9 protein-coding genes and 1 pseudogene are annotated in these 13,356 nt (G+C 63.0%); 9 read left to right on the plus strand and 1 reads right to left on the minus strand.

Translation table 11 applies throughout. The annotated features are described in order from the left end of the window. Positions 1-225: 225 nt before the first annotated feature. From AC1D19_RS27010 to qhpG, 6 genes and pseudogenes are all read left to right on the plus strand, one after another. Positions 226-708, plus strand: a pseudogene (locus tag AC1D19_RS27010) (M20/M25/M40 family metallo-hydrolase); the annotation flags it as partial. Positions 709-859: 151 nt separating this feature from the next. Then, positions 860-1,885, plus strand: coding sequence for a histone deacetylase family protein (locus tag AC1D19_RS27015; protein WP_477765144.1), 1,026 nt, complete (start codon positions 860-862; stop codon positions 1,883-1,885). A 259-nt stretch (positions 1,886-2,144) separates the two neighbouring features. After that, positions 2,145-4,049, plus strand: coding sequence for a sigma-54-dependent Fis family transcriptional regulator (locus tag AC1D19_RS27020; RefSeq protein WP_477765145.1), 1,905 nt, complete (start codon positions 2,145-2,147; stop codon positions 4,047-4,049). Continuing rightward, on the plus strand, positions 4,049-5,767 hold the full coding sequence (locus AC1D19_RS27025; RefSeq protein ID WP_477765146.1) for an ABC transporter ATP-binding protein: 1,719 nt from the start codon (positions 4,049-4,051) through the stop codon (positions 5,765-5,767). The genes AC1D19_RS27020 and AC1D19_RS27025 overlap by 1 nt, the downstream gene beginning before the upstream one ends. Further along, a complete protein-coding gene (qhpE, locus tag AC1D19_RS27030) occupies positions 5,757-6,434 on the plus strand; it encodes a subtilisin-like serine protease QhpE (protein WP_477765147.1) in 678 nt (225 codons plus the stop codon). The genes AC1D19_RS27025 and qhpE overlap by 11 nt, the downstream gene beginning before the upstream one ends. Next, positions 6,431-7,726 (plus strand): flavin-dependent monooxygenase QhpG, encoded by a 1,296-nt coding sequence (gene qhpG / locus AC1D19_RS27035; protein ID WP_477765148.1) that lies wholly within the window; start codon positions 6,431-6,433, stop codon positions 7,724-7,726. Before qhpE ends, qhpG begins: the two co-directional genes overlap by 4 nt. Before the next feature lie 123 nt (positions 7,727-7,849). Here the strand turns inward: qhpG and AC1D19_RS27040 are convergent, their stop codons facing one another. Continuing rightward, the gene (locus tag AC1D19_RS27040; RefSeq protein ID WP_477765149.1) at positions 7,850-9,340 is read right to left on the minus strand and encodes an aldehyde dehydrogenase family protein; all 1,491 of its coding nucleotides are present in this window, start codon (positions 9,338-9,340) and stop codon (positions 7,850-7,852) included. Between the two features lie 567 nt (positions 9,341-9,907). On the opposite strand from AC1D19_RS27040, the gene peaA reads away from it, so the two are divergent. The 3 genes from peaA (at position 9,908) to qhpC (ending at position 13,336) form a co-directional block, all read left to right on the plus strand. Further along, the gene (peaA, locus tag AC1D19_RS27045; RefSeq protein WP_477765150.1) at positions 9,908-11,488 is read left to right on the plus strand and encodes a quinohemoprotein amine dehydrogenase subunit alpha; all 1,581 of its coding nucleotides are present in this window, start codon (positions 9,908-9,910) and stop codon (positions 11,486-11,488) included. 92 nt (positions 11,489-11,580) lie between these two features. Continuing rightward, positions 11,581-13,011 carry a quinohemoprotein amine dehydrogenase maturation protein gene (gene peaB, locus AC1D19_RS27050; protein ID WP_477765151.1) on the plus strand — a complete coding sequence of 477 codons (1,431 nt, stop codon included), beginning with the start codon at positions 11,581-11,583 and terminating at the stop codon, positions 13,009-13,011. Between the two features lies 1 nt (position 13,012). Next, the gene (gene qhpC, locus AC1D19_RS27055) at positions 13,013-13,336 is read left to right on the plus strand and encodes a quinohemoprotein amine dehydrogenase subunit gamma (protein WP_008016081.1); all 324 of its coding nucleotides are present in this window, start codon (positions 13,013-13,015) and stop codon (positions 13,334-13,336) included. Positions 13,337-13,356: the final 20 nt, after the last annotated feature.

A 13,356-nucleotide genomic window follows, 5' to 3' on the forward strand; every position in this document is an offset into this window, starting at 1 on the left:
TTTCCTGGCCGCCTTTGGGATGGCCATTTTTTTTGCCCGAGATTTTTGGACGCAGCATTTTCAGTTTTTGCATTTCGTCCTCGGCTTGTCGAAGTTCACAGGTGGAAGCCTCCGCCCACAGGTGCTCCAGCGGTTTAAGGCCAGGCTCAAGTTTTACCTTGAGGCATGCACACATTTTTAATTTCTACTGAAGGCCCACGCATAAGCGTTCTACAAACAGTAAAAGCGACGGACTTCGCCCCCGAAGGCCTGACCACGGTCGGTGAGTTGGGCATCAACAAGTCGTCGCACAACACCATCCCGGGTCTAGTGAACTTCACCGTCGACCTGCGTCATCACCGCGATGAAACCATCGAGGCGATGGAGCAACAGGTCCGTGGGCGGCTGCAGGCGATCGCCGACGCTCGCGGTTTGAAACTGGCGATCACCCCGCACTGGATCAGCCCGGCGACGCCGTTCGACGCGGACTGCGTGGCGGCGGTACAACAGGCCATGGACGCGCTGGGCTACGCTCAGCAGTCGATTGTCAGAGGCGCCGGACATGACGCGATCCACCTGGCGCGGTTCTGCCCGACGGCCATGGTGTTCATCCCGTGCGTGGGCGGTTTTAGCCACAACGAAGCCGAAGACGTACTGCCCGAGGATGTGCGCCAGGGCACTGATGTGTTGCTCAACGCCGTGTTGGCCCGCGCCGGAAGCACTGAATAAACACGATCCCTGTGGGAGCGAGCTTGCTCGCGATAGCGGTGGATCAGTCGCCATCAATGTTGAATGTGCTGGCCTCATCGCGAGCAAGCTCGCTCCCACAGTGGGATGCGGTTGGTTTCAAGACCTACGTTCGCTGACAGGAATTTATCCCATGCGCAGTTTTTTCCACCCCGAACAATTGCTCCACCATCCACGCAGTTACTACTCCCGTGGCCAGATGCGTACGCCGCAGGAAGTGCCGGAGCGTGCGCAGCGCCTGGTGCAGGCGTCTCATGCGTTGGGTTTTACCGTTGAGCAACCGGCCGATGCCGGGCTCGCTCTGCTGCTGACGGTGCACGGCGCACCGTACCTGGCGTTCTTGCAGGAAGCCCATCAGCGCTGGAAAGAGATTCCCGAAGATTGGGGTGACGAAGTGATGTCGAACATCTTTGTCCGCGAACCCAATGCCCTGCGCGGAATTCTCGCGCAAGCCGCGCGCTATCTGGCCGATGGCAGTTGCCCGGTGGGCGAGCAAACCTGGCGTTCGGCTTACTGGTCGGCGCAAAGCGCCATCGCCGGTGCCCGGGCGTTGCTCGAGGGTGAACCGGCAGCGTATGCCCTGTGCCGTCCACCGGGTCACCACGCCCGGGCCGAAGCGGCGGGTGGTTTCTGTTATATGAACAATGCGGCGGTGGCCGCCCAGGTATTGCGCGCCGGTTTTTCGCGGATAGCGGTGCTGGATACCGACATGCACCACGGGCAAGGGATTCAGGAGATCTTCTACGAGCGTGATGACGTGCTCTACGTTTCGGTGCACGGCGATCCGACCAACGTCTATCCGGGTGTCGCAGGTTTCGCCGATGAGCGCGGTGTCGGGGCGGGCGAGGGTTTCAACCTCAACCTGCCGATGGCCCATGGCGCCAGCGAGGCCGACTTTCTGGAGCAATTGGATGTAGCACTGAAGGCGGTGACGGACTTTGGCGCCGAGGTGCTGGTGCTGTCCCTGGGCTTCGACATTTTCGAACTGGACCCGCAAAGCAAAGTGGCGGTGACCCGCGAAGGGTTTGCCGTGCTCGGTGAGCGGATTCGCAGCCTTGGGTTGCCGTGCCTGATCGTGCAGGAGGGCGGGTATCACCTGGAGAGTCTGGAGGATAATGCGCGGGCGTTTTTTGTGAGCCCTGAGGTTTGGCAGCTCTGAGATCTTGGGTGTCTGGAAGATTGCTTTCGCGGGCAAGTCGGATCGCCGCACCGCCGCTCCCACAGGTTTCGCGTCGTCCACAAATCTGCGGTTCTACTCGGACACTGTGGGAGCGGGCTTGCCCGCGATGAACGATAACCCGGTCCACCTGACGGAACACAAGCGCCCTACGGCACTTGCCATAGCCCTTACGTTAACGTAAAGATTGCGGCAGGGCGCCGACGTATGAAGGCGCAGGGCGGACGACCCGGAGCGCTTGATGACGCTAATAAAAACAAACTCCCCCAAACTGCATCGCGAAGCCCGGCTGGCCCGGGAAAAACTGCACCTGGAAGGCGAAGTGCCGGATGGCGTCCTGCGTGCGGAAATCGATGCCTCGTGGCGACGCAGCCTGAGCCATGGCGTGCATTTCAATGCCAAGCATGAGCTGGCGCTGGAATCGAGTGCCAGCCTCGACGTGTTGTTGGCCAGCAATCGCTTATTGATCGATGCCGCGTTGCCGGCGATCGATTACCTGGCCGAGCGTCAGGGCAAGGAAGGGCTGATCATCCTGGCCAACTCCGACGCCACCATCCTCGCCGTCGAAGGCCGCGCCGACCGTCTCAAGGGCAGCGGCCTGCAGGACATCACCCTGGGCGCCTGCTGGAGCGAAGCGGTCCGCGGCACCAACGCCCTCGGCACGGCACTGGTGGAAGCCCGGCCGACCCTGATCGATTGCGGCGAACATTATCTGGATCGCCTCAGTGATTTTTCCTGCACCTCGGTACCAATCCATTGCCCTCAAGGCGACATTCTTGGCGTCCTCGACCTGACCCGCGAAGGCCCGCTCGGCCGCGCCCACGACAGCACTGCGCTGCTGGCCATGGCCGTCAGCCAGATCGAAAGCCGGGTGTTCAACGCCAGTTATCCCGACGAAATCGTCCTGGCCTTCCACAGCCGCAGGCAATATCTGGAATCCCCGTGGCAAGGCTTGCTGGCGGTGAGTCTCGGCGGGCAGATCCTCGCGGTCAGCGCCCAGGCCTGCCAGTTGCTCAACGCCGAGCGCTCGGCCCTGGTCGGGCGACGCTGCGAGGAGTTTCTCGGAGTCGACGGCCTGCAGTTGTTGGCGCGTCTGCACCAGGGCGGGGCCGGCAGCCTGCAAACCGCCAAGGGCGAGTTCTTCTACAAAACCCTGCGTGCGCCGCAACGCTCGATCAACGTCAGCAGCCCGCCGCGCACTGTCGCGAAACCGGCCAAGGCGCAACCGGATCTGGAAGCGCTCGCCGGCAGCAATACGCGCTACGCCCGTGCCTTGCGCATGGCCCGCCAGGGGCTGGCCAATGAACTGCCGGTCTTGTTATTGGGCGAAACCGGCACCGGTAAAGAGGTTATCGCCCGCGCCCTGCACATGGCCGGAGCGCGCTGCGACAAACCCTTCGTGGCAGTGAACTGCGCGGCCATTCCCGAAGGCCTGATCGAGTCCGAACTGTTCGGCTATCGCGAAGGCGCGTTCACCGGTTCACGCCGGGGCGGCATGGTCGGGCGCTTGCAGCAGGCCCATGGCGGCACCTTGTTCCTCGATGAAATCGGCGACATGCCCCTGGCCTTGCAGGCCCGACTGTTGCGGGTATTGCAGGATCGCAAGGTCGCGCCCCTGGGCGCTGGGGAAGAGCAGGACATCGACGTTGCGCTGATCTGCGCCACCCATCGCGACCTCAAGCGTCTGGTGGAAGAAAAACACTTTCGCGAGGACCTGTTCTACCGGGTCAACGGCATCAGCGTGATGCTCCCGGCCCTGCGCGAGCGCGAAGATTTCGCCGCGCTGGTCAACCGCATGCTGACGACACTGGGCGCCCCCAACGCTGTCCTGCACGACGATCTGAATCGCTTGCTCGGCGGTTATCACTGGCCGGGCAACATCCGCCAACTGGAGATGGTCCTGCGCACCGCGCTGGCCATGCGCGAGCCGGATGAAACCGTGCTGACCATCGATCACTTGCCCGACAGCATGCTCGACGAGCTGACCGCCAGCGAACGGCCCCAGGCCGGCAGCATCCGGGAAAACGAGCTGGAGCTGATCCGTCAGTCCCTGGACACGCACCAGGGCAACGTCTCGGCCGCCGCCGACGCCCTGGGCATCAGCCGCGCGACCCTTTATCGCAAGCTCAAACAGTTGCGTTCGTGATGCAGCGCCTGATCGTTCGGCTGATCGACAGCCAGAACCCCGAGGCGCTGCAAGCGTCGCTGCGCTGGCTGTACAGCTTTGTGCGGCCCCATCGCCTGGCGATTGCCGGGCTGTTGGGCCTGTCGGTCTGCGCCTCGGCGCTGGTGCTGGTGCAGCCGTGGCTGACCAAACTGCTGATCGACGATGGCCTGTTGGCGCGCAACTTCCCGATGCTGGTGTTGATTGCCGGGCTGATGATCGTCGCCGGGTTGCTGGGCACGGCGCTGTCGGGCATCAACCGCTACCTGCACACGCGCCTGTCCGGGCGCATGCTGTTTGCCCTGCGCGATGACCTTTACCGGCATTTGCAAACCCTGTCGCCGAGCTTCTACGGCCAGCGGCGCATCGGCGACCTGATGTCGCGCCTCGATGGCGATGTCGCGGAAATCCAGCGGTTTGCCGTGGATTCGCTGTTCTCGGCCGTGTCCAGTGTGATCGGCCTGGTGGTTGCCATCGCGATGCTGTTGACGCTGTCCTGGAAACTCTCGCTGCTGGCGGTGGTGCTGATTCCCCTCGATGTCCTCTGGCTGCGCTGGATGCGGCGCAAGGTCGAGCGCGATGTGCGGCAGTTGCGCGAGCGTTCGGCGGACATGTCGTCGTTCATGGTCGAGACGCTGCCGGTGATGAAGTTCATCCAGTCCGCCGGCCAGCAACAGCGCGAAGCGCGGCGCCTCGAGACGCTGGGGCAGGGCTACATGAGCCAGTTGCTGCGCCTGCAAGTCACCGAGTTTTTCACCCAGGCCGTGCCCGGTACCCTGACCTCGCTGTCCCGGGCCTGCGCATTCTTGATCGGCGGTTACTGGGTGGTGCAGGGCACCTGGCAACTCGGCGCCCTGATTGCGTTTTCCACTTACCTGGGCATGGCCGTGGGGCCGGTGCAGAGTCTGCTCGGGCTTTACGTCGCGATTCAGCGGATGACGGTCAGCCTCGGCCGGGTCATGGAATTGCGCGGCGAACAACCGACCGTGTTGACGCCCGCCACGCCACGCCCGATGCCCAATGGCGGCGATCTCTGGTTCGACAACGTGCACTTCGCCCATCCCGGCCGCCAATCGACCTTGCGCGGCATCGAGGCGCGGATTCCCTACGGTATGAAAGTGGCCCTCAGCGGCGGCTCCGGCGTAGGTAAATCCACCCTGATTGACCTGCTGCAACGTCATCACGATCCGCAATCGGGCCGGGTACTGCTGGGCGACGTCGATCTGCGCGAACTGGACCTGTTCCAGTTGCGTCGGCGCATCGCCATCGTCAGCCAGGACATCGTGCTGTTTCGCGGCAGCCTCGCCGACAACCTGGCCTATGCGGTGCCGGACGCCAGCCGCGAAGCGATTGCCGAAGTGGCGCGACTGGCGCAACTCGACAGCCTGATCGAGTCCTTGCCCGAAGGCCTCGACAGTCCGTTGGGCGAGCGCGGTCAGCAGTTGTCCGGCGGGCAGAAGCAACGCATCGCGATTGCCCGGGCGCTGTTGCAGAACCCTTTGATCCTGGTGCTCGATGAAGCCACGTCCGCGGTGGATGAAGCCACCGAGCGCGAAGTCATCGACGCCATCGACCGCTTGTTCGCCGGGCGTACGCGCATCCTGATCAGCCATCGCCCCTCAACCCTGGCCGATGCCGATCTGCGTTTCGAATTGCTCGACGGCGTGCTGACCTCGAAGACGGTGCTGCATGAAACCTGAATTGCGTATTGGTGTGGTGGACAGCGGCCACTCGGCGGCACAGCGGGTGCGAGTGATCGCCGGTCGGCGCTTTGCATTGCTCGAAGACGGTCTGGCCGAGGGCGAGTTGCGCGACGACCCGCTGGGGCATGGCAGCGCGGTGATCGAGGCGATCGGCCGGCGTGCCCCCTCGGCGCTGTTTTGCGTGGCGCAGGTGTTCGACCAGCGCGGTGTCACCAGCGCCTTGCAGATCGCCACGGCGATTGACTGGCTGCTGGCGCAGGACGTGCGACTGATCAATCTGAGCCTTGGCCTGCGCCAGGATCGCAGCCTGTTGCGCGTGGCCTGCGCGGCGGCAGTGGCGCGGGGCGTGCTGCTGTGTGCGTCGAGCCCGGCCCAGGGGGAAGGGGTGTTCCCGGCGAACTATCCGCAGGTGGTGCGGGTGACCGGCGATGCGCGCTGCGCCGAGCAGGAATGGTCGTGGCTCAACACTGCCCAGGCGGATTTCGCCGCGTGTGTGCAGGGCACCTATCCGGGGCAATCCGGGGCGAGCCTCGGTTGTGCCGCCTTGAGCGGGCACATCGCCGGGTTCCTCGCCGAACAGCCTGACGCCAGCAATGCGCAAGTCATCGAGTGGTTGCGCGAGCATGCCCGTTACCGTGGCCCTGAACGGCGCTTCGGGCCATGACCGACATCGTCATTCTTGGCGCCGGACCGGCCGGCGCCGCCGTCGCGCTGGGGCTACAGCGGCTGGGCCATGGCGTCACGCTGATCAGCGAATGGCGCCGGTTTGCCGCGCTCGAAGGCGTGTCCGTGCGGGTTCTGGATGCCTTGCGCAGCGCGGGCCTGCATCAGGCGTTGGCGGAAGCGGCGCCGCCTTCTCAACGCCAGGTCTCGTGGAATGGCCAGCACCATGCGCAGAACATCGAGTACTTGCTCGACCGTCCGGTGTTTGACCGAGGCCTGCGTGAGGATTTGCGCCTGGCGGGGGTCGAGCTGATCGAAGGCCGGGTGCTGACGGTTCAGTCATCGACCAATGGCCATCGAATCGAAATCGACGGCCGCGAACCGCTGCTCACTCCGTTTCTCGTCGAGGCCCGCGGACGTCAGGCCCCCGCTATCGGCAAAGGCTTGCGTGGACCCGAGACGGTCAGCTTGCTCAATCGCTGGCAAGGCTCGCCGGGCAGCACCGCCAGTGCCGTGGAAAGCCTTGAGGATGGCTGGGCGTGGATGGCGCGACGCACCGACGGTCAGTGCTACTGGCAATGGACGGTGGACGTGGCCAGCGCCGGGTTGCCGGGCAAGGCCATGTTGCTCGATTACTGCCGGCAGCGGCGCCTGGGTTCGAAGCTGGCCGCCGCATTTTTTGTCGGCGAAGCGGAGTGTGATCTACAACTGCACGCCCGCAGCAGCACGGCGATTCTGAGCCCGCAGGTGTGTGGCGAAAACTGGATTCGGGTCGGCGATGCGGCAATGGCCGTCGACCCGCTGTCGGGCAACGGGATCTTTCAGTCGTTGTCCTCGGCGTTGCAGGCGCCGGCGGTGATCAACACGCTGCTGTGCAAACCCGAACGAGCGGCTTTGGCCCAGCGTTTCCATCAGCAGCGGGTGGAGCAGTTGTTTTTGCGTTTTGCGCGAATCGGCCGGGATTTTTATGCCGATGAGCAGCGCTGGCCGGATCAGCCGTTCTGGCAGGCACGACGGAGTTGGCCGGACGCCGAGGTGGCCCATGCCGCGGTGGATTTTGCGGCACTGAAAATCGAACGGGCGCCGGTGTTGCGTGAAGGTTTTGTCGATGAGGCCGAGGTGGTGATCACGTCGGATCAGCCGTTGGGCATCTGGCATGTGCAGGGGATTGAGGTGGCGGCGTTGGTGCGGCGGTTGCGCAGTGAACCGGCAGAGCAGGTGTTGGCTGGGTTAACCACAGAACAGGGAAGGATGGTCAGGAGTTGGTTGTTGGCTCAAGGTTTCAAACCCTGATATTTGAGCTGCCTGGACCGGCCTCTTCGCGGGCAAGCCCGCTCCTACAGTGGTTTTGCGTTGAACACAAATCCCCTGTAGGAGCGGGCTTGCCCGCGAAGGCGGCCTAAAGGACGCTACGAATCACAACTTGATCAACACCGACTTCAACTCGGTGTAATGCTCGATCGCCGCATACCCCATCTCACGCCCGACCCCGGACATCTTGTAGCCACCGAACGGCAGCGCCGGGTCCAGGGCGCTGTGGCAGTTGACCCACACTGACCCTGACTTGATCCGTGGAATCATCCGGTGCACCGCCGCCAGGTCGTTGGACCAGATACTCGCGCCCAATCCATACGGACTGTCATTGGCCATGCGCAATGCATCGGCCTCATCATCGAACGGAATCGCCACCAGCACCGGCCCGAAGATTTCCTCCTGCACCAGTGAGTGCTTCTGATCGACATCGACGATCACCGTCGGCTTGACGAAGAACCCCGGGCCGAACTGCTCACCGCCGCAGGCAATGGTCGCACCGCTCTCGCGGCCTTTTTCGATGTACCCGTAGACGCGCTCCTGCTGGCGCGCCGAGATCAACGGCCCCATGTCGACGCTCGGGTCCAGGCCATTGCCGAGTTTCATGGCGTTGGCGATGTCGCTGATGTCCGCCACCACATTGTCGAAATGCTTGCGCTGCACATACAGCCTGGAACCGGCGCAGCAGACCTGGCCCTGATTGAAGAAAATCGCGCTGGCAGCCCCGGCCGCAGCGGTTTTCAGGTCGGCGTCGGCCATGACGATGGTCGGCGATTTACCGCCCAGTTCCAGGGTGACCCGGGTCATGGAATCCATGGCGATCTTGCCGATCTGCTTGCCCACGGCGGTGGAACCGGTGAAGGTCAGCTTGTCCACCAGCGGGTTGTGAGTCAGGGCCGAACCGGCCGTGATGCCGGTGCCGGTGACCACATTGAACACGCCTTCGGGATACCCGGCTTCCAGCACCAGCTCGGCGAGTTTCAGTGCGGTCAGCGGGGTTTCGTCGGCGGGTTTGAGCACCACGGTACAACCGGTGGCCAGGGCTGGGCCGAGTTTCCAGCAGGCCAGCAGCAGCGGGAAGTTCCAGGCAACGATGGCGCCGACCACGCCCACCGCTTCGCGACGTATGAAGCTGTGGAACTGGTCGTTGGGCATCAGCGGTGCCGACACGTCAACCGTGGAGCCTTCGATCTTGGTCGCCCAACCGGCCATGTAGCGCAGGAAGTCGATGGCCAGTTGCACGTCCATCACCTGGGCCACCGCCGCGCTCTTACCATTGTTCAGGCATTCCAGTTGCGCCAGCAGCTCGGCGTCGCGCTGCATCAGGTCGGCGAGTTTCCACAACAGGTTCTGCCGCTCCCGGGGACGGGTGCGGGCCCAGGCTGAATCGTCGAACGCCTGGCGGGCGGCGAGAACGGCGCGGTCGACATCTTCCGGCGTTGCCCGTGGCACCACGCACAGCACCTCACCGGTGGCCGGGTTGTGCAGGGGCATGGTCTGGCCGTCGGCGGCCTCGACCCAGTCACCGCCGATCAGCATGCGCGGGGCGCGTTGGATAAACGCCGAAGTGGCGGGAAGCAGGTTTGGGAGCGACATGTTGAAACCTCGTCTTGTTCGTGTGGCGAGGTCTTTCGCAACGGTTGTGCCAGTTTGCCAAAAGCGCCGTGTTAGCAGGCTTTGGCGGAAAAAGCAGCTCTTGAACGAGCGCAGGACTGTCGCAAACTGAGACGTCGCTGACACACTCGTAGCGTCCTGTAGGAGCTGGCTTGCCAGCGATGGACTCGAATGCGCCGCGTTGAACCAGTCATCACGCGTTATCGTTAACGACCATCGCTGCGATGCGGCGACCCGACAAGCCAGCTCCTACAAAAGCCGGGTGAATTGATAGAAGGTCATCCGCCCGCCGCACGCTCACCTATGCTCGTCTCAGAGTGCAACAGTTGTCGCGAAATTGAACGTGTTGCCGCGATGGCATGACTGGAAAAACTCCCGCCGATTCCGGCAAATCATTGATTCATTGAGGTATTCGCAAGCTGGCACGCTCCGTGTATTGCTCATCTCAGACGTTTCTCTTGCCTCCGTCAGCGGATCAAAGCCGGCGGCAGAAACCATAAAAACGATAAGCCACAACAATAAGAACGCACCGTGCGAGGTTCGACGTTGATGAAGAGAAAACTCCGATCAGGCATGAGCGCCAGCCTGCTGGCCGTAGCCGCTTGTGTAGCGCTGCATTCGCCTCATAGCCTGGCAGCTCGCGACGCCCAGACCATCCTCAAGGAAACCTGTCAGGGCTGTCACACCCCCGAAGCCGATAACGCCCTCAGCCGCATCAGCCACCAGCGCAAAACGCCGGAAGGCTGGTTGATGAGCATCGCCCGCATGCAGACCATGCACGGCTTGCAGATCAGCGATGACGACCGCCGGACGCTGGTCAAGTACCTGGCCGACACCCAGGGCCTGGCGCCGAGCGAGACCGACGGCGTGCGCTATGCGCTGGAGCGTCGGCTCAACACCGTCGAACACTTCGACGACCAGACCAGCCAGATGTGCGGCCGCTGCCACTCCGGTGCGCGGGTGGCCCTGCAACGGCGTCCGGCGCAGGAGTGGGAACGCCTGGTGAACTTCCACCTCGGTCAGTGGCCGTCCCTGGAGTATCAGGCGCTGGCCCGGGACCGCGACTGGTTCGACATCGCCCGCAAGGACATGGTGCCGCTGCTGGCCAAGCGTTATCCGCTGGACAATCCGGCCTGGAAAAAATGGCAGAGCGTGACGCCGAAAGCCGATGCGCTGGTGGGCGACTGGAGCTTCAGCGGTCACTTGCCGGGCAAGGGTGAACTGGCCGGTGTCATGACCGTGAGTGCCGATGGCAGCGACACCTTCAAGGTCAGCGTCAAGGGCCAGTACGCCGACGGCAGCCCGTTCAATGGCGACGGCAGTGCGATTCTCTACACCGGCTACGAATGGCGCGGCAACGTGACCATCGATGGCGTGACCATGCGCCAGGTGTTCGCCGCCCAGGGCAATGCGATGCAGGGCCGGATGTTTGAGGCCGAGCACGACGAGCGTGGCCTGGACTTCGTCGCCGCCAAACAGGGTTCCCAGCGTTTGCTGGCGGTGCAACCGGGCTACCTGAAGGCCGGCAGTGAAACCGAAGTGACCCTGATCGGCAGTGGCCTGGCCGGTAAGCCGAACTTTGGCAAAGGCGTGGAAGTGCTCGAAGTGGTCTCGCAGAGCCCGCAGCAGATCAAAGTCAAACTCAAGGCCGCCGCCAATGCCCAACCGGGTGCACGCGCGGTCAGCGTCGGCACGCTGAAAGGCCCGAGCCTGTCGGTGTACAGCAAGATCGCTTCGGTCAAAGTGGTGCCGGAATTTTCGGTGGCGCGGATCGGCGAGGGCGGCGGTTCGACGCCAAAGGTCCAGGGCCGTTTCGACGCGGAAGCCTGGGGCAAGGGCGCTGACGGCAAGCCGTATCGCATCGGCGTGTTCCCGGCGCAATGGAAAGTCGAAGCCTTCGACGACCGCGCCAAGGAAGACGAAGACGTCAAGTTCGCCGGCACCATGCAGGCCGACGCGGGCGTGTTCACCCCGGGCGATGCCGGACCGAACCCGGCACGCAAGATGTCCACCAACAATGCCGGCAACCTCAAGGTGATCGCCGCCGTCGACGACGCTGGGAAATCCCTGACCGGCGAAGGCCACATGATCGTGACCGTGCAACGCTGGAACAATCCACCCATTCCGTGATGTTGAAACGTGAGCTTGGCTGAAAACGTTTTCAGACACTTTTCGGAATGACCGCAAGCCCCGCAGACCGGGGCTTGCACAGGAGGTTGGCAATGGGCGCTATCTTGAATCTGGTCGAACGCAACCTGCACGAAGTGCAGGTCGATGCCGACCGCATGCTGTTTCACATCCCCAGCAGTTCGCTGTTCGCCAGCGATGAACTGACGGGCACCATCATCGATACCCTGCGCGGCCCTGGCTGCTCCTCGGACGACCTGATCCAGCGCCTGGCCGCGCGTTTCAACGGCGAGGAAATCACCGAGACCCTGCGCGAGCTGATGGCCCTGGAACTGGTCAGCGACGGTTCGCCGCTGACCCCGGACATCGCCACCAAGCGTGTCGAGCGCACGGCGATCAATACCGTGGTACTCAACGTCAACACCGGCTGCAACCTGAGCTGTACCTATTGCTACAAGGAAGACCTCGACAAGCCCTCGGCCGGCAAGAAGATGGACGTCGAGACGGCGATTGCCTCGGTGGAAATGCTGCTGCGCGAATCCCCGGACGAAGAGCGTTTCACCGTGGTGTTCTTCGGCGGCGAACCGCTGAGCAACCGCAAGCTGATCGAGTACATGGTCGACTATTGCGAGAAGCGTTTTCGCGAGGCCGGCAAGTTCGTCGAGTTCGTGATGACCACCAACGCCACGCTGCTCACCGAAGAAACCGTGGACTACCTCAATGCCCACCGCTTTGGTTTGTCAGTGAGCATCGACGGGCCGAAAACCGTGCACGACCGCAACCGCATCACCGTGGGCGGGCAGGGCACGTACGACGTGGTGCGGCGCAAGGCCGAGATGTTGCTGTCGCGCTACAACAGTCGCCCGGTGGGCGCGCGGGTGACTCTGACCACCGGCGTGACCGACGTCGAAACCATCTGGGATCACCTGTTCAATGAACTGGGTTTTGCCGAAGTCGGTTTCGCCCCAGTGACCTCCGGCGATATCAGCACGTTCAACCTGACCAGTGACGAGCTGATCGAAGTCTTCGCCAACATGAAGAAGCTCGGTCGGCGTTACCTGGAAGCGGCGCTGGAGCATCGCAACATTGGCTTCTCCAACCTGCACCAGTTGATCACCGACATCCACGAAGGCCACAAAAAAGCCCTACCGTGCGGCGCGGGCCTGAAGATGCTGGCGGTCGATCACAAGGGCGAGCTGAACCTGTGCCACCGCTTTACCGGTTCGAGTCTGCCGACCTTCGGCAACGTCCACAGCGGCGTGAAACAGGTGGAGTTGAACGACTTCCTGTCCCAGCGTCTGGATCGCACCAACACCGGTTGCGAGGACTGCCAGATCCGCAACCTGTGCTCCGGAGGCTGCTACCACGAGAGCTACGCCCGCTACGGCGACCCGACGCATCCGACCTATCACTACTGCGAACTGATGCGTGACTGGGTCGACTTCGGCATCGAGGTCTACACCCGGATCATGGCCAATAACCCTGCGTTCATCAGCAGCTACATCACTCCGCGCAAGGCTCACTGATATGAAACATCTCAAGGCAATCAATAACAAAGCGTTGAAGCTGGATCAGGCCGCGGATGAAAACCGCATTGAAGAAGTGGTGGCCATGAGTTCCGTGGCGGGCTGTGCCTCGACCACCGACCCGGGCTGGGAAATCGATGCGTTTGGCGGTGTGTCGTCGCTGTGCCAGCCGATGGAGGCCGACCTCTACGGTTGCTCCGACCCTTGCTGGTGGCCGGCCCAGGTGCCCGACATGATGAGCACCTACCCGGACTGGAACAAGGATGCCCAGGCGTCCAACGACAACTGGCGCAACCTCGGCACTGTCTTCCCCAAAGACAAGTGATCACAGAAGAAGGATTCCAG

This window comes from Pseudomonas sp. P1_C12 (genome assembly GCF_056406435.1).

Bases quoted from the DNA above. Each gene is read 5' to 3' on its own strand.
- AC1D19_RS27020 (WP_477765145.1), top strand. From the start codon at position 2,145: ATGACGCTAATAAAAACAAACTCCCCCAAACTGCATCGCGAAGCCCGG.
- peaB (WP_477765151.1), top strand. From the start codon at position 11,581: ATGGGCGCTATCTTGAATCTGGTCGAACGCAACCTGCACGAAGTGCAG.
- AC1D19_RS27025 (WP_477765146.1), top strand. From the start codon at position 4,049: ATGCAGCGCCTGATCGTTCGGCTGATCGACAGCCAGAACCCCGAGGCG.
- qhpC (WP_008016081.1), top strand. From the start codon at position 13,013: ATGAAACATCTCAAGGCAATCAATAACAAAGCGTTGAAGCTGGATCAG.
- AC1D19_RS27015 (WP_477765144.1), top strand. From the start codon at position 860: ATGCGCAGTTTTTTCCACCCCGAACAATTGCTCCACCATCCACGCAGT.
- qhpG (WP_477765148.1), top strand. From the start codon at position 6,431: ATGACCGACATCGTCATTCTTGGCGCCGGACCGGCCGGCGCCGCCGTC.
- qhpE (WP_477765147.1), top strand. From the start codon at position 5,757: ATGAAACCTGAATTGCGTATTGGTGTGGTGGACAGCGGCCACTCGGCG.
- peaA (WP_477765150.1), top strand. From the start codon at position 9,908: ATGAAGAGAAAACTCCGATCAGGCATGAGCGCCAGCCTGCTGGCCGTA.
- AC1D19_RS27040 (WP_477765149.1), bottom strand. From the start codon at position 9,340: ATGTCGCTCCCAAACCTGCTTCCCGCCACTTCGGCGTTTATCCAACGC.